Raw genomic sequence first — 19,936 nt, 5'->3', positions numbered from 1 at the left:
CGATAGCCGCGACACGGCATGCGATCGTTCGCATCCCGTATCGACTGTCCCTGCTGCCGATCAGATCGCCTGATCGGTGGACGGCTTTTCCCACAGATTGATGCCGCCTTCGGTCGCGTAGCGATCGATCTCCGCGAGTTCGTCGGCCGAGAACGCGAGGTTCTTCAGCGCGCCGACGTTTTCACGCACCTGTTCCGCACGGCTCGCGCCGATCAGTGCGGACGTCACGCGGCCATTGCGCAACACCCACGCGAGCGCCATCTGCGCGAGGCTTTGCCCGCGCCGCTCCGCGATGCCGTTGAGCTTGCGCACCTGCTCGAGGTTGTCGGCGTTCAGGTGATCCTGCTTCAGCGAGCCGCCGCCCGGCTTGTTCACGCGCGCATCGGCCGGCACGCCGTTCAGGTATTTCGACGTCAGCAGTCCCTGCGCAAGCGGCGTGAATGCGATGCTGCCCGTGCCGATGTCGTCGAGCGTGCCGAGCAGGTCCGGCTCGACCCAGCGGTTCAGCATGTTGTACGACGGCTGATGGATCAGCAGCGGCACCTTGTATTGCGCGAGCAGTTCGGCCATCTCGCGCGTCTTCGCGGCCGAGTACGACGAGATGCCGATGTACAGCGCCTTGCCCTGCTGCACGGCCGATGCGAGCGCGCCGGCGGTTTCCTCGAGCGGCGTGTGCGCGTCGAAGCGGTGCGAATAGAAGATGTCGACGTAGTCGAGCCCCATCCGCTGCAGGCTCTGGTCGAGGCTCGCGAGCACGTACTTGCGCGACCCGCCGCCGCTGCCGTACGGCCCCGGCCACATGTCCCAGCCGGCCTTCGTCGAGATCAGCAGTTCGTCGCGATACGGCCGGAAATCTTCCTTCAGCAGCCGGCCGAAGTTGGTTTCGGCGCTGCCGTACGGCGGCCCGTAGTTGTTCGCGAGGTCGAAGTGATTGATGCCGAGGTCGAACGCGGTGCGCAGGATGTCGCGCTGCGTCGCGATCGGCGTCGAGTCGCCGAAGTTGTGCCACAGGCCAAGCGACAGCGCGGGCAGTTTGAGCCCGGATTTGCCGCAGGTGCGGTATTGCATGTCGGCATAACGTTCGGAAGCTGCTTCGTAGGCCATGAGTCGGTTCCGTCAGGACGTCGGGGAAGGGCCGCGCGCCGCGCGCGAACATCGCGCGCCGGCGGCGAAGGAAACATACGACGGTTATGGTAGCGAACGTGGCCGATGCGCGCACGGCAACGCACGACAATGGACGCGACCGCGCGCGTCGCCTACACTGCGGCGTCTCGAATCACCGTTACAGCGAGGTTGGTATGTCCCGGGTCATCTCGGTAGCGCTGCTCGTCGGCGGCATCGTGCTGCTGTATTTCGGCGGCCAGTCGTTCCATTCGATCAACGACAACGTGTCGCGCTTCTTCACCGGCTCGCCCGCCACGAAGACGATCCTGCTGATCGCCGGCGGCGCCGTCGCAATGCTGATCGGCCTGATCGGCCTCGCGATGCCGGCCAACAGGCGCTGATCGCGTAACCGCGCGACGCACGACGCACGACGGCCCGCATTGCGCGCGCGGGCCGTGCAAAACGCAACGGGCGGCCCAGGCCGCCCGTTTGTTCATCCGCCCGCGCGGCGGCAACGCCGCATCGGACCGCCGACGCGGCTGCATCGCCGCCCGAACCGCTGCTAGAACTGCACTTCCGGCTTCGCCGCCGAACGCGTGCCCGGCATGGGCCGGTTGCTCACGCCGTGATACGTGTAGACAAGCGAGAACTTCACCTGGTCGGAGCGATTCTGCCCCGCCGAATGCAGCGTGTTGCAGTGGAAGAACACGACGTCGCCCGTCTGGAGCGACGGGCAGGTTGCCGCGTCGATCATCCTGCGGTTTTCCGGCAGGTCGCCGCGGAAGAACTTCGCGTCGTCGAACGCTTCCGGCCCGAATTCGGCCGTGTGCGAGCCCGGCACCAGCCAGAGCGCCCCGTTTTCATTCGTTTCCGGCCCGAGCGCGAGCCACACCGACACCATGTCCGCGCGTTCGAACGACCAGTAGCGGAAGTCGCGATGCCAGCCCGTCAGGCTGCCGTACGCCGGGTGCTTCGTCATCATGCAGTTGTGATGCGCGCGCGACAGCACCGGCTGCTCGCCGAAGTACTCGCGCATCCACGCGCCGATTTCGGGTGCGATCGCGCGCTCGGCGAACGCCGGATCGCGCGTGTAGGCGTCCAGCAGCCGCCGCACCGTGTGCCCGCCCGGCGCATGCTTCGACTCGGGCGCACCCGGGTAGCGCAAATCCGCTTCGAACTCGATCGGCTCCGCCGCTTCCTGCAACTGGCGCTCCGCGATCTGCTTGAGCGCCGCGCACTGCGCTTCGCCGACGAGGCCGCGCGCGACGACGAAGCCGCGTTCGCGCAATTCCGCGACTTGCGCGCGGATCGATTCCGACTGCAATGGAGACGACATGGGATGCCAGATGTTTATTGTGTGAATGTGACGATTGTAAATCGGCGCCGGATGCCGCGAACAGCGCCATTGTCGTGCGCAGGGGCATGCCAATCGCCGATTTGATCTGGCGCAAGGGAACTGTGCGGCGCGGCGCGAGCCTCAGCGACAGGCGGTATGCGGCGACACGCTTGCGGCACAAGGGTTTATCGCGACTTTTGCACGTCATGAAACCCCTGTAGCCTGTCGCGGCCTGTCAATTCTGGCGGGCGCGGCGCGCAACGACTTTCGGTAAGATCCGTTGCGCCATCCGAGGCCGTTCATACCAGTGCGCTCTTCAAGGGCGCCATCCATACAAGCGAAGCATCGTTCACATGCCATTCCGTCTGACTTCCCGTCTCAGCCGCGCTGCAAAGCGCGTCGTGCCGCCTGCTCCCGCCCGCCCGCTGCGCCATCACCGCGCCCGCACGCAGGCGCTCGCCGAGCACACGCAAGCGCACAGCCGGCTGGACGGCATCCGCGCGTGGTTCCACGCGTTCTTCTCGATGATGAGCGCGCAGGCGTTCGCACGCCGCGCCGGCCTGCGAACGCTGCTGCAGAAGCCGTCGTCGCTGCGCGCGCTCGCGCTGCGCCGCACGCTGGGCCCGCAGCGCCGCATCAACCGCCCGCGCCGCCTCGCGGCCAGCAACGGCTGGTTCGGGTTCAGCGCACGCTGAAGCCGCGCCGGCGGGCAGTGCCCGCCACGATCGTCGCGACGCCGTCATCTCGCCGGCGCGCGACACGCATAAAAAAACCCCGGCATGCCGGGGTTTTTCGTTTCAGGCGGACGACGCTTACGCGACGCGTGCCGTCGGCTCCACGCCAGCCGCTTCGGCCAGCGCGAGTGCCTTGTCGGTTGCTTCCCACGAGAATTCCGGCTCTTCGCGGCCGAAGTGACCGTAAGCGGCCGTCTTCTCGTAGATCGGGCGCAGCAGGTCGAGCATCTTGATGATGCCCTTCGGACGCAGGTCGAAATGCTCGCGCACGAGCTGCGTGATCACCGCATCCGACACGCGGCCCGTGCCGAACGTGTTGACCATCACCGAGGTCGGCTCGGCGACGCCGATCGCGTACGACACCTGGATCAGCGCGCGCGATGCGAGGCCTGCCGCGACGATGTTCTTCGCGACGTAACGGCCGGCATACGCCGCCGAACGGTCGACCTTCGACGGATCCTTGCCCGAGAACGCGCCGCCGCCGTGCGGTGCGGCACCGCCGTAGGTATCGACGATGATCTTGCGGCCGGTCAGGCCGCAGTCGCCCTGCGGGCCGCCGATCACGAACCGGCCGGTCGGGTTCACCAGGAACTTGATGTCGCCCTTGATCAGGTCGGCCGGCAGCGTCGGCTTGATGATTTCCTCGATCACGGCTTCGCGCAGCGCCGGCAGCTCGATGTCCGGTGCGTGCTGCGTCGACAGCACGACGGTGTCGATCGAATCCGGGCGGCCATCGACGTAGCGGACCGTGACCTGCGACTTCGCGTCCGGACGCAGCCACTGCAGGCGGCCGTCGCGGCGCAGGCTGGCCTGGCGCTCGACGAGACGGTGCGACAGGTAGATCGGCAGCGGCATCAGTTCCGGCGTTTCGTCGCATGCGTAACCGAACATCAGGCCCTGGTCGCCCGCGCCTTGATCGAGGTTGTCGTCATGCGCGCGATCGACGCCTTGCGCGATGTCCGGCGACTGCTTGTCGTACGCGACGAGCACCGCGCAACCCTTGTAGTCGATGCCGTATTCGGTGTTGTCGTAGCCGATGCGCTTGATGGTGTCGCGCGCGATCTGGATGTAATCGATGTTGGCCGTCGTGGTGATTTCACCGGCCAGAACGACGAGACCCGTGTTGCACAGCGTTTCGGCCGCAACGCGGGAATATTTGTCCTGCTCGAGGATGGCGTCGAGAATCGCGTCCGAGATTTGGTCCGCGACCTTGTCCGGATGGCCTTCGGAGACGGATTCGGACGTGAAGAGATAATCGTTTGCCACTTTTTCAGGCTCCTGTGTGGTTACGGTTGGTTTCACGTAGCCAGCTTCGTTGGGCCTGAAGCGGCGACGCTTTAGCGGATTACCAGAACCGGGCAGCGCGCTTCGCGCCAGCCGGCTTCGCCCCGCAAGTTGTCAGTTAACTCGGCGAAGCCCGTATTATAACGGCTTTCTTGAATTGTCACAGAGCGCCGCCCGTGCTGCATCGTCCGCTGTCCTACCCCCCTGTTCGCAACGTGCCGGCCAGCCGGCCCCACGGAGATTCCGCATGCTAGGCCGCCTCGGCACGCACCTCGCCATCGGCTTGCTGAAGCTGCTCGCCCTGCTGCCCTACGGTCTGACCGCACGGTTCGGCGATGGCCTCGGCTGGCTGCTGTATCAGATTCCCAGCCGGCGCAAGCGCATCGTACATATCAATCTGAAACTCTGCTTCCCCGACTGGAGCGACGAACGGCGCGAGGAAGTGGCGGGCCTGCATTTCCGCCACGCGATCCGCAGCTACGTCGAGCGCAGCTACCAGTGGTTCGCGTCGGAAGCGGCCTATCGCAAGCTGTTTACGGTCGAGAGCGAGGTCGACCTCACCGATCCGGACATGCCGCCGACGCTGCTGCTCGGTTTCCATTTCGTCGGCATCGAGGCCGGCTCGATGGCGCTCAATCTTGCACTCGCCCGGACGTGCGGCTCGCTCTACACGCCGATGAAGAGCCCGGAAATCGAAGCCGCGGCCAAAGCCGGCCGCAGCCGCTTCGGCGCGGAACTCGCGAGCCGGGCCGACAACGCGCGTACCGTGCTGCGCTGGCTGCGCGACCGCAAGCCGGTGATGCTCGGCGCCGACATGGACTACGGGCTGCGCAACTCGACGTTCGTGCCCTTCTTCGGCGTTCCGGCCTGCACGCTGACGGCCGTCGGCCGGTTCGCAAAGACCGGCCACGCGCAGGTCCTGCCGTTCATCGGCGAGGTGCTGCCGAACTACAAGGGGTACCGGCTGAAGGTGTTCAAGCCGTGGGATCACTATCCGACCGGCGACGACGATCTCGACGCGCGGCGGATGAACGAATTCCTAGAGGAACAGATTCCGCTGATGCCCGAGCAGTATTACTGGGTGCACAAGCGCTTCAAGACGCGCCCGCCCGGCGAGCCGAGCGTCTACTGAGTCGAACCCGCGGGCGCGCCGTCAGATGCGCGCCTGCACCCTCGCCACCTTCGGCGCGCCTTTCGCGCGCGCCTGCCAGAGATCGTAGGCCGACTGCTGCGCCAGCCACAGATCCGCCTTCCCGCCGTTTTCCTCGCCCAGCCACGCTTCGAGACGCAGCGCCATTTCAGGCGAGATGCCGGCATGGCCGTGCAGGATGCGCGACAGCGCCGCGCGCGTGACGCCGAGCTGCGCAGCGGCTTCGGTGACGGTCAGGCCGAGCGCCGGCAAGACGTCGTCGCGCAGCGCCTCGCCCGGATGGGGCGGATTGAAGATGCGAGTCATGGCGTTGAATGACCTCAGTGATAGTCTTGATAGTTGACCAGGACGACATCAGGGCCCTCGAACCTGAACGTCAGGCGCCAGTTGACGCTCACGCTCACCGAGTAGTAACCCTCCAGCCCGCCGGCGAGGCCATGCAGGCGCCAGCCTGGTACGTTCATGTCGAACGGCTGGCTCGCCATGTCGAGACGGGCAAGCTGGCGCCGCAACCTCGGGGCATGATCCGGCCGGATGCCAGCCTTGCTCCCGTTCGTGAAAAACGCTTCCAGCCCGTTGTGCTGCCATGACTTGATCATGGGCCTCCCACACTCGAGTGCGATTCGATGGCATGGCCCACATGGCGTATAGCCAGACTATACGAATCGCCTGATTGATTTGTCAATTTGACCGGTACGAAAACACGCACGCGGGGAATCCCGTGCGCTGGCAACGGCGGGACGCGTGCCGCCGGATTCACCGGTCCCGACAACGCTCGCCCCATCGCACCACCTCAATCTGCCGACTCACCGCCCACGCGACCAGTCAGCCGATCGGCCGGCAGCGCCGCGCTCCGCCGCCCGAACGACGCCCGACGCCCCGCCCGCGCGGGACGCCCCTGTCGGCTGCATGTATCATTTGCGGTTGAGATCAGCACGACGAACGACGCCGCCCGGCAGGGCGGCACGCCGCGTCCGTCGTGCCGGCCGCCCTGTTCGCCATGGAATTCCGGACCCAGTGAAACTCTCGTTCACCAAGATGCACGGCGCGGGCAACGACTTCGTCGTGCTCGACAGCTATTCGCGCGCGTTGCCGCCGCTCACCGAGGCGCAGGTGCGCGCGCTCGCCAACCGACACTTCGGCATCGGCGCCGACCAGTTGCTGCTCGTCGAGAAACCGACCGTCGACGGCGCGGATTTCAAGTACCGGATCTTCAATTGCGACGGCGGCGAAGTCGAACACTGCGGCAACGGCGCGCGCTGCTTCGTGAAGTTCGTCAGCGACCGCGGCCTGACCGACAAGCGCAGCGTGCGCGTGCAGGTGATGAAGGGCCTGATCACGCTGACGATGCAGGACAACGGCGAAGTCGTCGTCGACATGGGCGCGCCCGTGTTCGCGCCGGCGGAGGTACCGTTCGACGCCGCGGGGCTCGACGGCCGGACGGAAGGCAACGACACGCTGTGGCCACTCGACGTCGGCGGCCACACGCGCTGGATCTCGACGGTGTCGATGGGCAACCCGCACGCGGTGCAGGTCGTCGACGATGCCGAAGCGTATCCGGTGCTCGACGAAGGCCCGCTGATCGAGCGCCACGCCCGCTTCCCGCAGCGCGTGAATGCCGGCTTCATGCAGATCGTGTCGCGCACCGAGGTGAAGCTGCGCGTATACGAACGCGGCGCGGGCGAGACGCTCGCGTGCGGCACCGGCGCATGCGCGGCGGTGGCGGCCGGCATCCGGCGCGGCCTGCTCGATTCGCCGGTGACCGTGCACACCCACGGCGGCACGCTGACGATCGGCTGGGACGGCGCGCGCGACGAAGCCGCCGCGCTGATGATGTCCGGGCCCGCCGCGACCGTGTTCGAAGGCGAGATCGACCTGAACGTCTGACCCTTCAACGTCCTGATAACTGAACGCTCCAGCCACATGAACGATCGCGAAGTCGCCGACTACCTGCTCGCCAATCCCGAATTCTTCGCGCAACACGCGGAACTGCTCGCGACGATCCGTCTCGCGAACCCGCACGGCAAGGCCGCGATCTCGCTGCAGGAGCGGCAGATGGAGATGCTGCGCGACAAGAACAAGCATCTCGAGCGCCGGCTCGCCGAGCTCGTGCGCTACGGCCACGAGAACGACAGCCTGTCCGCGAAGTTCAGCCGCTGGACCGCGCGCGTGATCGCGGAACGCGATCCGTACGCGCTGCCGCGCACGATCGCCGAGGGCATCGCGGACGTGTTCGACGTGCCGCAAACCGCGCTGCGCGTGTGGGACGTCGCCGACACCTACGCGCAGGCCGATTTCGCCCGCCAGGTCGGCGAGGAAGTGCGCCTGTTCACGAACGGGCTGTCGACGCCGTACTGCGGCGCGAACACCGGTTTCGAAGCGGCCCAGTGGCTCGCGCCCGCGCTTGCGGCACCGGCCGTGAATGCGGCGGAAGGCACCGAAGCCGCACCGGCCGGCGACGGCGCGGCCACGTCGGTCGCGCTGCTCGCGCTGCGCGCGCCGCTCGCCGGCACCGATGCGCCCGCGTTCGGCCTGCTCGTGCTCGGCTCGCCCGATCCGCGCCGCTTCCACGACGGGATGGCGACCGACTTCCTCGCGCAGATCGCGACGCTCGCGAGCGCCGCGCTCACGCGCCTGCTGCCGCATTGAGATCGCCCTCATGACCGACGATCCGATCGCCGCCTACCTGTCGAACCTGAAGCACGTCAGGCAGCTGTCGGAACACACGCTGCGTGCATATACGCACGAACTCGACGAGTTGAAGAAGCTCGCCGCCGGCCGCCCGCTTGATTCGCTCACCGCCGCCGACATGCGCGGCGCGGTCGTGCGCGCACATGCCGGCGGCTTGTCCGCTCGCTCGATCTCGCACCGGCTTTCCGCATGGCGTGCGTTCTATCGCTGGCTCGCTCAGCGCATCGAGATGCCCGCGAATCCCGTTGCCGGGGTGCGTGCGCCCAAACGCGAGAAATCGCTGCCCAAAGCGCTGTCGGTCGACGATGCGGTCGCACTCATGGACGCGCCGCTCGCCGGCACGACCGAAGGCATCCGCGATCACGCGATCCTCGAGCTGTTCTATTCGTCCGGGCTGCGCCTTGCCGAACTGGTCGGGCTCGACGTCATGTACACGCAGGCCGACGGCTACCGCTCGGCCGGCTGGCTCGACCTCGCCGAAGCCGAAGTCACCGTGCGCGGCAAGGGCAACAAGGAACGCAAGGTGCCGGTCGGCCGCAAGGCGATCGAGGCGCTGAACGCGTGGCTCGCGGTGCGCGGCGAATTCGTGAAGCACGATCCGCATCCGCTGTTCGTGTCCGTGCGCGGCAACCGGATGGCGCCGGGCGTCGTGCGCGACCGCGTGAAGCGCGCGGCGCTGACCGCCGGCATCCCCGCCAACGTCCACCCGCACGTGCTGCGCCACTCGTTCGCGACGCACGTGCTGCAGTCGAGCGGCGACCTGCGCGCGGTGCAGGAGCTGCTGGGCCACGCGAGCGTCGCCGCGACGCAGGTCTACACGTCGCTCGACTTCCAGCATCTCGCGAAAATTTACGACAGCGCGCACCCGCGCGCGAAGAAGCGCGACTGACGCGAATCCCGCCCTACCCGCCCTACCCGCCGCGCGCGGCGGCCGGCAACGACCGGCGCCGTCCGCGGCCCCTTTCGATCCGATCATGCAAACCGTCACACTCAAACCGTCCAAGGAAAAATCGCTGCTGCGCCGGCATCCGTGGATCTACGCCAATGCGATCGACCGCGTCGACGGCACGCCCGCGCCCGGCGCGACCGTGGTCGTGCGCGCGCACGACGGCCGCTTCCTCGCGCGCGGCGCCTACAGCCCGCAGTCGCAGATCCGCGTGCGCGTGTGGAGCTTCGACGAGAACGAGCCGATCGATCACGCTTTCTTCAAACGCCGCGTGCAGCGCGCGGTCGGGCACCGCACGACGATGGTGTCCGGCACGGGCGCGGTGCGGCTCGTGTTCGGCGAAGCCGACGGGCTGCCGGGGCTGATCGTCGACTACTACATCGCGGACACGGCCGAACCGGGGGCCGCGCCGCGCGGCCAGCTCGTGTGCCAGTTCATGGCCGCGGGCGTCGACGCGTGGAAGGACGCGATCGTCGCGGCGCTCAGCGGCGCGACCGGCTGCCCGAACGTGTACGAACGCTCGGACGTGTCGATCCGCGACAAGGAAGGGCTCGCGCAGACGACCGGCGTGCTCGCGGGCGACGCGCCGCCCGCGACGCTGATCGCGAACGAAAACGGCGTGCGTTATCACGTCGACGTGCCGAACGGCCACAAGACGGGCTTCTACGTCGACCAGCGCGACAACCGCGCGCTGGTCGCGCAATACGCGGCCGGCCGCGACGTGCTCAACTGCTTCTGCTACACGGGCGGCTTCTCGCTCGCGGCGCTCAAGGGCGGCGCGCAACGCGTCGTGTCGATCGACTCGTCGGGCGACGCGCTCGCGCTCGCGCGGCAGAACGTCGTCGCGAACGGCTTCGACGCCGCGCGCGCGACCTGGCTCGACGCGGACGCGTTCAAGACGCTGCGCCGCCTCGTCGACGAAGGCGAGCGTTTCGACCTGATCGTGCTCGATCCGCCGAAGTTCGCGCCGACCCGCGACAGCGTCGACCGCGCGTCGCGCGCGTACAAGGACATCAACCTGAGCGGCTTCAAGCTGCTGCGTCCGGGCGGCCTGCTGTTCACGTACTCGTGCTCGGGCGCGATCGACATGGATCTGTTCCAGAAGATCGTCGCGGGCGCGGCCGCCGACGCGAAGGTCGACGCGCGGATCCTGAAGCGGCTCGGCGCGGGCGTCGATCACCCGCTGCTCGCCGCGTTCCCGGAAGGCGAATATCTGAAGGGCCTGCTGTTGCAAATCGTCTGATCGCCCCGATCTACCCGCACACCCGCGTCCGCCGGCCCTTCCGCGCTGGCGGCCCCGCGCTCGAGCCTGTCGTCCGGACGACGGGCGAGGGCTTGACAGGTATGTTTCAATGGATGGTTGTGCGCCCCGGCTCGCGAGTCGACGGCGCGACGCACACATCCTGGTTTTGACCCCGATTCACGAACCACAGGCGACCGACATGGCCACTCCCGTCACCATCCTTACCGGCTTCCTCGGCAGCGGCAAGACGACGCTGCTCAAGCGCATCCTGAACGAACAGCACGGCATGAAGATCGCCGTGATCGAGAACGAGTTCGGCGAAGAGAACATCGACAACGAGATCCTCGTTCAGGACACGAACGAGCAGATCATCCAGATGAGCAACGGCTGCATCTGCTGCACGATCCGCGGCGACCTCGCACGCGCGCTCGGCGATCTGGCCGCGAAGAAGCGCGAAGGCAAGCTCGACTTCGACCGCATCGTGATCGAAACGACCGGCCTCGCGAACCCGGGCCCCGTCGCGCAGACCTTCTTCATCGACAGCGAGATCGCCGACGACTTCCTGCTCGACGCGGTCATCACGCTGGTCGACGCGAAGCACGCGAACGCGCAGCTCGACGAACACGAAGTGGTGCAGCGCCAGGTCGGCTTCGCCGATCGCCTGTTCATCACGAAGTCGGACCTGGTCGACGACCAGGCCGTCGCGGCGCTCAAGCACCGCCTGATGCACATGAACCCGAAGGCGACGATCAAGGTCGTCAACTTCGGCGAAGCCGACATCAAGGAAATCTTCGACCTGCGCGGCTTCAACCTGAACGCGAAGCTCGAGATCGACCCGGACTTCCTCGCCGAGGACGACCACGCGCACCATCACCACGATCACGACCATGATCACGCGCATTGCGACCACGATCACGGTCAATGCGCGCATGATCACGACCACGGCCACGGCCATCACCACCACGCGCACCACGACGACAAGATCAAGTCGTTCGTGTACCGCAACGACCGCCCGTTCGACCCGAACAAGCTGGAAGACTTCCTCGGCGGCATCCTGCAGATCTATGGCGAACGGATGCTGCGCTACAAGGGCGTGCTGTACATGAAGGGCGTCGACCGCAAGGTCGTGTTCCAGGGCGTGCACCAGATGATGGGCAGCGACCTCGCCTCGAAGTGGCTGCCGGTCGAGAAGAAGACCAACAAGATGGTGTTCATCGGCGTCGACCTGCCGCAGGACCTGATCACCGACGGCCTCGACGCCTGCCTCGCCTGAGCATTCGGGCCGGCGTCGCGCGCCTTCCGTGCGGCCGCCTTCGCGGGCGGCCGCGGCGTTTGCGCGGTGCCTTTTCCGGGAAGGGTTTCGCCGTCATCGCTTTTTCGCGATTTGCGCGTTATATTTTCTAGATATTGGCGCAGCCGACGGGGATCGACCCGATACGGCGCCCGCTTGCGATTCAGTTACAATACGTGCCCGCTGGAGTACGGCAATAACAGGCCCGGTTCTTGCTGAACCATTACCCGGGCATCGCAACCGCGCCGGATCGCCCATCCGCCACCCGGCCGCGGCCGATGCGATCTGCCGCGCAGCACCCGGTTCGCCGCGCGCGCAAATCCGCGCCAGGCCTATCCTGGTATTTGAGAACCGGTTTTCCAGAGGCTTTCGGCCCCGCGGCGGCAAATCGCAAATGATTGCAAGCGCAGTTGCGGGTAATCCCAAAGTGCAGGCACTATCTCCTGATTTGCCGCACATTGAAGAAGCAAGCAGATGACGAAGAAACTCTTGACCGAAGCCGAAATCCTGAAGATGAGCGACAAGGATTACATGAATGAGGATCAGCTCGCCTTCTTCAAAAATCGGCTCGAACAGTTGCAGGCGGACATCCTCAAGAACGCAGGCCAGACGACCGAGAACCTGCGCGAGACGGTGATCGTGCCCGATCCCGCCGATCGCGCGACGATCGAGGAAGAGCACGCGCTCGAGTTGCGCACGCGCGATCGCGAACGCAAGCTCCTCAAGAAGGTTCAGCAGTCGCTCGCCCGCATCGATTCCGGCGACTACGGCTGGTGCGAGGAAACCGGCGAACCGATCGGCATCCCGCGCCTGCTCGCGCGCCCGACGGCCACGCTGTCGCTCGAGGCGCAAGAGCGCCGCGAGCTGCGCCAGAAGCTGTTCGGCGACTGATCGAGCGGCGTTCCGCTCCGACACGCTGCTTCCCGAAAGCGCGCGGCCTGCCGCGCGCTTTTTGTTTTTCCGGCACCGGTTCCCGGCCCGCCGGCCGATTTGCCTCCCCCTCTTGATATCCCGGCGCCCGCCCTAAAATGAAACGGACGCGCGCCGGGCCGCTCCCCGGCGCACTGCGATTCATGCGGCGGCGCCCGGCGCCGCCCGACTCTTCCCCGTTTTTCTCAAGGAACGCAGATGGAGCAATTTCACGGCACGACCATCGTTTCGGTCCGGCGCGACGACAAGGTCGCGCTCGGCGGCGACGGCCAGGTAACCCTCGGCAACATCGTCATGAAGGGTGGCGCGCGGAAAGTGCGGCGGATCTACAACAACCAGGTGCTGGTCGGATTCGCGGGCGGCACCGCCGATGCGTTCTCGCTGCTCGATCGCTTCGAGGCGAAGCTCGAGAAGCACCAGGGCAACCTGACCCGTGCGGCCGTCGAGCTCGCGAAGGACTGGCGCACCGACCGGATGCTGCGCCGCCTCGAGGCGATGCTGATCACAGCCGATGCGACCACCACGCTCGTGATCACCGGCAACGGCGACGTGCTCGACCCGGAAGGCGGCATCTGCGCGATCGGTTCGGGCGGCGCCTATGCGCAGGCCGCGGCCCGCGCGCTCGCGGAGAACACCGCGCTGTCCCCGCGCGAGATCGTCGAGAAGTCGCTCGAGATCGCCGGCGACATGTGCATCTACACGAACCACAACCGCATCATCGAAACGATCGAGTAAGGACCGCACCATGAGCACCATGACCCCTGCCGAGATCGTCTCGGAACTCGACAAGCACATCATCGGCCAGGACAAGGCGAAGAAGGCCGTCGCGGTCGCGCTGCGCAACCGCTGGCGCCGCCAGCAGGTCGCCGACCCGCTGCGCCAGGAAATCACGCCGAAGAACATCCTGATGATCGGGCCGACGGGTGTCGGCAAGACCGAAATCGCGCGCCGCCTCGCGAAGCTCGCCGACGCGCCGTTCATCAAGATCGAAGCGACCAAGTTCACCGAAGTCGGCTACGTCGGCCGCGACGTCGACAGCATCGTGCGCGACCTGATCGAGACCTCGGTCAAGCAGACGCGCGAATCCGAGATGCGCAAGGTGCGCAGCAAGGCGACCGACCAGGCGGAAGACCGGATCCTCGACATCCTGCTGCCGCAACCGCGCGCGGTGGGCTTCGGCGGCAATGCCGAACACGCGAACGACGACAACAACGCGACGCGCCAGACCTTCCGCAAGCGCCTGCGCGAAGGCCAGCTGGACGACAAGGAAGTCGAGCTTGACATCGAGCAGCCGTCGGCCGGCATGGACATCATGGCGCCGCCGGGGATGGAAGAGATGACCGAGCAGATCCGCTCGATGTTCTCGAACCTCGGCAGCGGCAAGAAGCAGCGCCGCAAGGTGAAGATCAAGGAAGCGCTGAAGCTGCTGACCGACGAGGAAGCGGCCAAGATGCTCAACGACGAGGAAGTGAAGACGAAGGCCGTGCAGAACGTCGAGCAGAACGGCATCGTGTTCCTCGACGAGATCGACAAGATCACGTCGCGCAACAACGAAGGCAGCGGCGGCGAAGTGTCGCGCCAGGGCGTGCAGCGCGACCTGCTGCCGCTCGTCGAGGGCACGACGGTCAACACGAAGTACGGGATGGTGAAGACCGATCACATCCTGTTCATCGCGAGCGGCGCGTTCCACCTCGCGAAGCCGAGCGACCTGATTCCCGAACTGCAGGGCCGCTTCCCGATCCGCGTCGAGCTCGACTCGCTGTCGGTGAAGGATTTCGAGGCGATCCTCGTCGCGACCGACGCGAGCCTCGTCAAGCAGTACCAGGCGCTGCTCGCCACGGAAGACGTGCAGCTCGAGTTCGCCGAAGACGGCATCCGCCGCCTCGCCGAGATCGCGTACGCGGTCAACGAGAAGACCGAGAACATCGGCGCGCGCCGGCTGTACACGGTGATCGAGAAGCTGCTCGAGGAAGTGTCGTTCTCGGCCGGCAACCATGCCGGCGAGCGCGTCACGATCGACGCGAAGTATGTCGACCGTGCGCTCGGCGAAGTGTCGCAGGACGAAGACCTGTCGCGCTACGTGCTGTAACGCGCGCGGCGTCGGATGAAAAACGGGCGGCCCGGCGGGCCGCCCGTTTTCGCTGGTGCGGCCGGCCGCTGCCGCCGCGCCGCTTACTGGCGCACCGGCTTCTTCGCGAGCTTGCGCTGCAGCGTGCGGCGGTGCATGTTCAGCGCGCGCGCCGTCGCCGAAATATTGTTGTTGTTCTCCGCGAGCACGCGCTGGATGTGCTCCCATTCGAGCCGGTCGACCGACAGCACGACCGGATTCTCGAGCGCCTCGTCGGCCTGCACCTCGCTCGCGTTGGTCTGCAGCGCGGCCAGGATCGACTCGATGTTCGCAGGCTTCGCGAGATAGTTGTCGGCGCCTTCCTTCACGGCCTGCACGGCGGTCGCGATGCTCGCGTAGCCGGTCAGCACGAGAATCCGCGCGTCGGGCTGCAGGTCGCACAACGGCGCGATCAGGCTCAGGCCCGAATCGTCGCCGAGATGCAGGTCGACGGTGATGAACTGGAACTTGCCACCGGCCGCGAGCCGCAGTGCCGCCTCCTTGTCGTGCGCCTGCTGGACCGCGTAGCCGCGGCGCTCGAGGCCGCGCGCGAGCGTGCCCGCGAACACCTCGTTGTCGTCGATCACCAGAAAATTGTTCTCGCTCATGTGGTTTCTCCGTCTACGTGTTGGTTGAGGCGGCCGGCGCCGCGACGCGCGCCACCGGCAGGCGCAGCACCGCGCGGGTGCCGCGACCGTGAACGCCGGCCGGGCGGCCGTCCGGCGCGGCTGCCGCTCGTTCGCTCGCGCGCTGGCCCGACGTGGCGGCGGGGTGACCGTTCGCGCCGCCACCCGCGCGCCCGTTGCCACCGGCCGCGCGCGGCGTCACATCGGACAGCTCGATCTCGCCGCCGAGGCGCACGGCCGCGCTGAACGCAAGGTACAGGCCGACCCCGTGCCCGCCCTGCGTGCTGTCGACCGGCATCGCGCCGAGCGATTCACGCAACGCGGCCGGAATGCCGGGGCCGTCGTCACATACTTCGAATTCGATCCGGTCGGCCGCCCGCTCGTTGTGCGCGAGCTTCGCGGCCAGTGTCACGCGGTGCGGGCTCGCCCGCGCGGCGTTGTCGAGCAGGATCGTCAGGATCTGGCCGGCTGCGACCGTGTCGTCGAGCGCGACGCCCGACGGGCGCGCGCCGAGCAATTCGAACTGCACGTGCGGATGCCGCAGGCGCCAGTGCTCGACGAACGTGTCGAGCCAGTCGTCCACCGGCTGGCGGCTCGCCGGCGCGCTGGCGCGGCTGCGCAGGCGCGCCAGCGCCGACGTGCAGAGCGTCATCTGTTCTTCCAGCACCTTCAGGTCGGCCTCGTAGCGCGCGAGCCCCGGGTCGGCGCGTGCCGCGTCGCGCAGCTCTTCCGCGAGCATCGCGATCGTCGACAGCGGCGTGCCCATCTCGTGCGCGACCGTGGCGGCCTGCACGCCGAGCGCGACCGCCCGCTCGTCGCGCAGCAGGTGCGCCTGCGCTTCGCCGAGCGCCGCATCGCGCTGGCGCAGCGCGTTCGACATGCGTGCGACGAACCAGGCGATCAGCCCGACGCTGACCATGAAGTTCGCCCACATCCCGGTGCGGTAGTAGTCGAACAGGTTCGCCGGGTTATCCATGTTGAGCGGCACCGAATCGAAGCCGAGCGCCGCATAGCACGCGACCGCGAACGCCGCGAGCCAGATCATCAGGTGCCACGGCAGCACGGCCGCCGCGATCGCGAGCGACGGCAGGTACAACGACACGAACGGGTTGGTCGTGCCGCCCGACAGGAACAGCAGCGCCGACAATGCGCCGAGGTCGACCCACAGCTGGCCGAGCAGTTCGAAATTGGTCTCGGGCCGCGCGCGCAGCACGCGCACCCAGGTCAGCGCGTTGAAAACGATTTCGAGCGCGATGACCATCAGCATCGCCGGCAACGGCAGATGCACGCCGAAATAGGTCTGCACGACGCCGATCGTCACGAGCTGGCCGATGATCGCGAGATTGCGCAGCCAGAACAGGTGACTGAGGTTGACGCGCCCGGTGGTGGTGATTCGTTGCATCCGAGCAGTTTACCCGTTTAGCACCCCGCGCCTCTACCGGGGGCCGGATCGGGGAGGACGAACGAAGCGCCGGACGAGCCGGCGTCGCGGCGGGTTGCACGGGCCGGCTGCCGTCAGCCGGCCGCTCCGGCCATGCGCTGGGCGATCTCGTCGGCGAGGCACTCCGGGCAGAGGCAGCGCGTACCGGCCACCGGCGGCACGCCGCCGCCGGGCACGGCCGGCATCGACGCGCACCAGCACTCGAACGGCTGCGTGCGGGCGCCGCAGTCGAAGCCGCGGCCGCAGTGCGGGCAGCGCGCGCGGCGCGGGGTCGAACGGGCGTCGGCGGCGGAATCGGTCATGGCGGAAGCGCGAAAGCGGGCATGAACGTCACCCTACGCGACAAGCATAGCGCGGCGGACGGATTTTGCACGTCTGCCGTCCGGCCGATGCATGCCGCCGACATCGCCGCGCACGCCCGGCGTCGCCCTGCTCGCGCCGCCGCCGCGGGGCCAGCCACGGGGCCCGGTGCAGGGTCCGCCGCGAGGCCCCGTGCCATGGCCGGCGGGCCGCCGCGCGTGGCGCAGGGCCCGCGCGATCCGCCGTCCGGCCAGCCCAAAAACCCGATGCTGCGCTGCGCCACTCCTGTACAATTCGCCCTGTTTCAACCGTTCCCAGCCAGAGCCGCCGCCATGTCCGAGCCCATCGACCTCTCGCAGATCGCCCCCACGCTGAAAGCAGAAATCCTCGCCGAAGCGTTGCCGTACATCCGCCGCTACCACGGCAAGACCGTGGTGATCAAATACGGCGGCAACGCGATGACGGAAGAGCGGCTCAAGCAGGGCTTCGCGCGCGACGTGATCCTGCTGAAACTGGTCGGCATCAATCCGGTGATCGTCCACGGCGGCGGCCCGCAGATCGACCAGGCGCTGAAGAAGATCGGCAAGGCCGGCACCTTCATCCAGGGCATGCGCGTCACCGACGAAGAGACGATGGAAGTCGTCGAATGGGTGCTGGGCGGCGAAGTCCAGCAGGACATCGTGACGCTGATCAACCACTTCGGCGGCCATGCGGTGGGCCTGACGGGCAAGGACGGCGGCCTGATCCACGCGCGCAAGCTGCTGATGCCGGACCGCGACAACCCGGGCCAGTACATCGACATCGGCCAGGTCGGCGAAGTCGAGGCGATCAACCCGGCGGTCGTGAAGGCGCTGCAGGACGACGCGTTCATCCCGGTGATCTCGCCGATCGGCTTCGGCGAAGACGGCCTCTCGTACAACATCAACGCTGACCTCGTCGCCGGCAAGCTCGCCACGGTGCTGAACGCCGAGAAGCTGCTGATGATGACCAACATCCCCGGCGTGATGGACAAGGACGGCAACCTGCTGACCGACCTGTCCGCACGCGAGATCGATGCGCTGTTCGAGGACGGCACGATCTCGGGCGGCATGCTGCCGAAGATCTCGTCGGCGCTCGACGCGGCGAAGAGCGGCGTGAAGTCGGTGCACATCGTCGACGGCCGCATCGAGCACTCGGTGCTGCTGGAAATCCTGACCGAGCAGCCGTTCGGCACGATGATCCGCTCGCATTGAGCGCGCGCCGCAAAACCACCGGCCCCGACCTGCCGGCGTCGCTGCGACGCCGGCGCATCTCCCGCACCCGGCCGCGCGCCGGCGCGCCCGTCTGGCTGTTCGATTTGGACAACACGCTTCACCACGCATCGCACGCGATCTTTCCGGAGATCAACCGCGCGATGACGCAGTACATCATCGACACGCTCCACGTCGGGCGCGCCGAAGCCGACCGGCTGCGCACCGGCTACACGCAGCGCTACGGCGCCGCGCTCCTCGGTCTCACGCGCCATCACCCGATCGATCCGAACGACTTCCTGCGGGTCGTCCACACGTTTTCCGACCTGCCCGCGATGCTGCGCGCCGAGCGCGGTCTCGCACGCATCATCGCCGCGCTGCCGGGCCGCAAGTTCGTGCTGACCAACGCGCCCGAGAACTATGCGCGCGCGGTGCTGCGCGAGCTGCGCATCGAGCGGCTGTTCGAGCGCGTGATCGCGATCGAGCACATGCGCGACCGCCGCACGTGGCGTGCGAAGCCCGATCACACGATGCTGCGCCGGACGCTGCGCGCCGCGCACGCGCGGCTGGAGGACGCGATCCTCGTCGAGGATACCCGCAGCCACCTGAAGCGCTACAAGCGCCTCGGCATCGGCACGGTATGGATCACCGGGCACCTGCCGGGCCATCTTCCGAACATCGGCCGCCCGCATTATGTCGACCAGCGCATTCGTTCGTTAAAATCGCTGCGACTGGGCACACGATCGGGGCGACAGAAATGCAGCCGACTTACCCGCAGGACCAAGCCGTAACGGAAGACCGGGCCATACCGTCCCGCCCGCGCCCGAAGCCGGGCGAGCGGCGCGTGATGATCCTGCAGACGCTCGCCGCGATGCTCGAGGCGCCGAAGCCTGAAAAAATCACGACGGCCGCGCTCGCGGCCCGGCTCGACGTGTCGGAAGCCGCGCTGTACCGGCACTTCGCCAGCAAGGCGAAGATGTACGAAGGGCTGATCGAGTTCATCGAGCAGGCACTGTTCGGGCTCGTCAACCAGATCGTCGCGAAAGAGCCGAACGGCGTGCTGCAGGCGCGCACGATCGCACTGACGATGCTCAATTTCGCAGCCAAGAACCCCGGGATGACCCGCGTGCTGACCGGCGAAGCGCTGGTCGGCGAGGACGAGCGGCTCACCGAACGCGTGAACCAGTTGCTCGACCGGATCGAGGCGACCGTCAAGCAATGCCTGCGAGTCGCGCGTACCGAGGCGCAGGCGCCCGACGGCGCGGCCCCGTTCGTGCTTCCGGCCGATTACGATCCCGCCGCGCGGGCAAGCCTGCTCGTCAGCTATGTGATCGGCAGGTGGCACCGGTTCGCGAAAGGCGGGTTCCAGAAGCCGCCCGGCGAACAGGCCGATGCGCATTTGCGACTGATCCTGCAGTGAACGCATGACACGGCGCACGGCACAAACGGCCGTGCCCCGCGTGACTCCGCCTGAATCACCACTCCGTCACACGCGGATGGCCGGTCAGATGAACCGGCGTCTCC

22 protein-coding genes are annotated in these 19,936 nt (G+C 67.3%); 14 read left to right on the top strand and 8 right to left on the bottom strand.

What is annotated here, in order from left to right; translation table 11 throughout:
• Window positions 1–60 precede the first annotated feature (60 nt).
• Window positions 61–1,104, bottom strand: coding sequence for an L-glyceraldehyde 3-phosphate reductase (gene mgrA / locus U5771_RS22790; protein WP_322026046.1), 1,044 nt, complete (start codon window positions 1,102–1,104; stop codon window positions 61–63).
• A 194-nt stretch (window positions 1,105–1,298) separates the two neighbouring features.
• Here mgrA and U5771_RS22785 point away from each other — a divergent pair, with 194 nt between their 5' ends.
• Window positions 1,299–1,505, top strand: a complete 207-nt coding sequence (locus U5771_RS22785; RefSeq protein WP_322026045.1) for a DUF3185 family protein — start codon at window positions 1,299–1,301, stop codon at window positions 1,503–1,505.
• A gap of 161 nt (window positions 1,506–1,666) precedes the next feature.
• On the opposite strand, the gene U5771_RS22780 is transcribed toward U5771_RS22785, so the two are convergent.
• Window positions 1,667–2,440 carry a phytanoyl-CoA dioxygenase family protein gene (locus tag U5771_RS22780; RefSeq protein ID WP_322026044.1) on the bottom strand — a complete coding sequence of 258 codons (774 nt, stop codon included), beginning with the start codon at window positions 2,438–2,440 and terminating at the stop codon, window positions 1,667–1,669.
• A 353-nt stretch (window positions 2,441–2,793) separates the two neighbouring features.
• Here U5771_RS22780 and U5771_RS22775 point away from each other — a divergent pair, with 353 nt between their 5' ends.
• Window positions 2,794–3,135 carry a hypothetical protein gene (locus tag U5771_RS22775; protein WP_322026043.1) on the top strand — a complete coding sequence of 114 codons (342 nt, stop codon included), beginning with the start codon at window positions 2,794–2,796 and terminating at the stop codon, window positions 3,133–3,135.
• Window positions 3,136–3,252: 117 nt separating this feature from the next.
• Here the strand turns inward: U5771_RS22775 and metK are convergent, their stop codons facing one another.
• Complete coding sequence (metK, locus tag U5771_RS22770) at window positions 3,253–4,440, bottom strand: methionine adenosyltransferase (protein ID WP_322026042.1); 1,188 nt, start codon at window positions 4,438–4,440, stop codon at window positions 3,253–3,255.
• 265 nt (window positions 4,441–4,705) lie between these two features.
• Here metK and U5771_RS22765 point away from each other — a divergent pair, with 265 nt between their 5' ends.
• Window positions 4,706–5,590, top strand: a complete 885-nt coding sequence (locus tag U5771_RS22765; RefSeq protein WP_322026041.1) for a lipid A biosynthesis lauroyl acyltransferase — start codon at window positions 4,706–4,708, stop codon at window positions 5,588–5,590.
• A 21-nt stretch (window positions 5,591–5,611) separates the two neighbouring features.
• Here the strand turns inward: U5771_RS22765 and U5771_RS22760 are convergent, their stop codons facing one another.
• Together U5771_RS22760 and U5771_RS22755 are read right to left on the bottom strand one after the other, a co-directional pair.
• Window positions 5,612–5,914: a HigA family addiction module antitoxin gene (locus U5771_RS22760; protein WP_044847849.1), complete on the bottom strand. Its 303-nt coding sequence runs from the start codon at window positions 5,912–5,914 to the stop codon at window positions 5,612–5,614.
• Between the two features lie 14 nt (window positions 5,915–5,928).
• Window positions 5,929–6,207, bottom strand: a complete 279-nt coding sequence (locus U5771_RS22755; RefSeq protein ID WP_322026040.1) for a type II toxin-antitoxin system RelE/ParE family toxin — start codon at window positions 6,205–6,207, stop codon at window positions 5,929–5,931.
• Between the two features lie 418 nt (window positions 6,208–6,625).
• Between U5771_RS22755 and dapF the strand changes: the two genes are divergently transcribed.
• The 8 genes from dapF (at window position 6,626) to hslU (ending at window position 14,798) form a co-directional block, all read left to right on the top strand.
• Entirely contained in the window at window positions 6,626–7,495 is an 870-nt protein-coding gene (gene dapF, locus U5771_RS22750) for a diaminopimelate epimerase (RefSeq protein ID WP_322026039.1), read from the top strand.
• Window positions 7,496–7,531: 36 nt separating this feature from the next.
• On the top strand, window positions 7,532–8,257 hold the full coding sequence (locus tag U5771_RS22745; protein WP_322026038.1) for a DUF484 family protein: 726 nt from the start codon (window positions 7,532–7,534) through the stop codon (window positions 8,255–8,257).
• Between the two features lie 10 nt (window positions 8,258–8,267).
• A complete protein-coding gene (xerC, locus tag U5771_RS22740; protein WP_322026037.1) occupies window positions 8,268–9,188 on the top strand; it encodes a tyrosine recombinase XerC in 921 nt (306 codons plus the stop codon).
• Between the two features lie 85 nt (window positions 9,189–9,273).
• Window positions 9,274–10,488 carry a class I SAM-dependent rRNA methyltransferase gene (locus U5771_RS22735; RefSeq protein WP_322026036.1) on the top strand — a complete coding sequence of 405 codons (1,215 nt, stop codon included), beginning with the start codon at window positions 9,274–9,276 and terminating at the stop codon, window positions 10,486–10,488.
• 199 nt (window positions 10,489–10,687) lie between these two features.
• Entirely contained in the window at window positions 10,688–11,761 is a 1,074-nt protein-coding gene (locus U5771_RS22730; RefSeq protein WP_322026035.1) for a GTP-binding protein, read from the top strand.
• 492 nt (window positions 11,762–12,253) lie between these two features.
• A complete protein-coding gene (gene dksA / locus U5771_RS22725) occupies window positions 12,254–12,670 on the top strand; it encodes an RNA polymerase-binding protein DksA (RefSeq protein WP_006477498.1) in 417 nt (138 codons plus the stop codon).
• Window positions 12,671–12,907: 237 nt separating this feature from the next.
• Entirely contained in the window at window positions 12,908–13,444 is a 537-nt protein-coding gene (hslV, locus tag U5771_RS22720; RefSeq protein ID WP_322026034.1) for an ATP-dependent protease subunit HslV, read from the top strand.
• A gap of 10 nt (window positions 13,445–13,454) precedes the next feature.
• Window positions 13,455–14,798, top strand: a complete 1,344-nt coding sequence (gene hslU / locus U5771_RS22715; RefSeq protein WP_322026033.1) for an ATP-dependent protease ATPase subunit HslU — start codon at window positions 13,455–13,457, stop codon at window positions 14,796–14,798.
• An 83-nt stretch (window positions 14,799–14,881) separates the two neighbouring features.
• Here hslU and U5771_RS22710 read toward each other — a convergent pair whose 3' ends face one another.
• The 3 genes from U5771_RS22710 to U5771_RS22700 form a co-directional block, all read right to left on the bottom strand.
• A complete protein-coding gene (locus U5771_RS22710; RefSeq protein ID WP_044847841.1) occupies window positions 14,882–15,424 on the bottom strand; it encodes a response regulator transcription factor in 543 nt (180 codons plus the stop codon).
• Between the two features lie 13 nt (window positions 15,425–15,437).
• Entirely contained in the window at window positions 15,438–16,844 is a 1,407-nt protein-coding gene (locus tag U5771_RS22705; protein WP_322026032.1) for an ATP-binding protein, read from the bottom strand.
• Between the two features lie 113 nt (window positions 16,845–16,957).
• The gene (locus U5771_RS22700; protein WP_322026031.1) at window positions 16,958–17,185 is read right to left on the bottom strand and encodes a cysteine-rich CWC family protein; all 228 of its coding nucleotides are present in this window, start codon (window positions 17,183–17,185) and stop codon (window positions 16,958–16,960) included.
• 330 nt (window positions 17,186–17,515) lie between these two features.
• On the opposite strand from U5771_RS22700, the gene argB reads away from it, so the two are divergent.
• The 3 genes from argB to slmA are packed head-to-tail and all read left to right on the top strand — an operon-like array spanning window position 17,516 to window position 19,832.
• A complete protein-coding gene (argB, locus tag U5771_RS22695) occupies window positions 17,516–18,415 on the top strand; it encodes an acetylglutamate kinase (protein WP_006754950.1) in 900 nt (299 codons plus the stop codon).
• Window positions 18,412–19,203 (top strand): pyrimidine 5'-nucleotidase, encoded by a 792-nt coding sequence (locus U5771_RS22690; protein ID WP_322026030.1) that lies wholly within the window; start codon window positions 18,412–18,414, stop codon window positions 19,201–19,203. Before argB ends, U5771_RS22690 begins: the two co-directional genes overlap by 4 nt.
• The gene (gene slmA / locus U5771_RS22685; protein ID WP_322026029.1) at window positions 19,170–19,832 is read left to right on the top strand and encodes a nucleoid occlusion factor SlmA; all 663 of its coding nucleotides are present in this window, start codon (window positions 19,170–19,172) and stop codon (window positions 19,830–19,832) included. Before U5771_RS22690 ends, slmA begins: the two co-directional genes overlap by 34 nt.
• The last annotated feature ends 104 nt before the right edge of the window (window positions 19,833–19,936 follow it).

The sequence above is a fragment of the Burkholderia sp. BCC1977 genome (assembly GCF_905339595.1).
Lineage (GTDB): Bacteria > Pseudomonadota > Gammaproteobacteria > Burkholderiales > Burkholderiaceae > Burkholderia.
This window is presented reverse-complemented; position numbering and strand designations above follow the sequence as displayed.

Coding starts and splice junctions, on each gene's coding strand:
- mgrA (WP_322026046.1), bottom strand. CDS start 1,104: ATGGCCTACGAAGCAGCTTCCGAACGTTATGCCGACATGCAATACCGC.
- U5771_RS22730 (WP_322026035.1), top strand. CDS start 10,688: ATGGCCACTCCCGTCACCATCCTTACCGGCTTCCTCGGCAGCGGCAAG.
- U5771_RS22735 (WP_322026036.1), top strand. CDS start 9,274: ATGCAAACCGTCACACTCAAACCGTCCAAGGAAAAATCGCTGCTGCGC.
- dksA (WP_006477498.1), top strand. CDS start 12,254: ATGACGAAGAAACTCTTGACCGAAGCCGAAATCCTGAAGATGAGCGAC.
- U5771_RS22775 (WP_322026043.1), top strand. CDS start 2,794: ATGCCATTCCGTCTGACTTCCCGTCTCAGCCGCGCTGCAAAGCGCGTC.
- U5771_RS22760 (WP_044847849.1), bottom strand. CDS start 5,914: ATGACTCGCATCTTCAATCCGCCCCATCCGGGCGAGGCGCTGCGCGAC.
- argB (WP_006754950.1), top strand. CDS start 17,516: ATGTCCGAGCCCATCGACCTCTCGCAGATCGCCCCCACGCTGAAAGCA.
- hslV (WP_322026034.1), top strand. CDS start 12,908: ATGGAGCAATTTCACGGCACGACCATCGTTTCGGTCCGGCGCGACGAC.
- U5771_RS22780 (WP_322026044.1), bottom strand. CDS start 2,440: ATGTCGTCTCCATTGCAGTCGGAATCGATCCGCGCGCAAGTCGCGGAA.
- hslU (WP_322026033.1), top strand. CDS start 13,455: ATGAGCACCATGACCCCTGCCGAGATCGTCTCGGAACTCGACAAGCAC.
- U5771_RS22745 (WP_322026038.1), top strand. CDS start 7,532: ATGAACGATCGCGAAGTCGCCGACTACCTGCTCGCCAATCCCGAATTC.
- slmA (WP_322026029.1), top strand. CDS start 19,170: ATGCAGCCGACTTACCCGCAGGACCAAGCCGTAACGGAAGACCGGGCC.
- U5771_RS22710 (WP_044847841.1), bottom strand. CDS start 15,424: ATGAGCGAGAACAATTTTCTGGTGATCGACGACAACGAGGTGTTCGCG.
- U5771_RS22755 (WP_322026040.1), bottom strand. CDS start 6,207: ATGATCAAGTCATGGCAGCACAACGGGCTGGAAGCGTTTTTCACGAAC.
- U5771_RS22700 (WP_322026031.1), bottom strand. CDS start 17,185: ATGACCGATTCCGCCGCCGACGCCCGTTCGACCCCGCGCCGCGCGCGC.
- U5771_RS22785 (WP_322026045.1), top strand. CDS start 1,299: ATGTCCCGGGTCATCTCGGTAGCGCTGCTCGTCGGCGGCATCGTGCTG.
- U5771_RS22765 (WP_322026041.1), top strand. CDS start 4,706: ATGCTAGGCCGCCTCGGCACGCACCTCGCCATCGGCTTGCTGAAGCTG.
- xerC (WP_322026037.1), top strand. CDS start 8,268: ATGACCGACGATCCGATCGCCGCCTACCTGTCGAACCTGAAGCACGTC.
- U5771_RS22705 (WP_322026032.1), bottom strand. CDS start 16,844: ATGCAACGAATCACCACCACCGGGCGCGTCAACCTCAGTCACCTGTTC.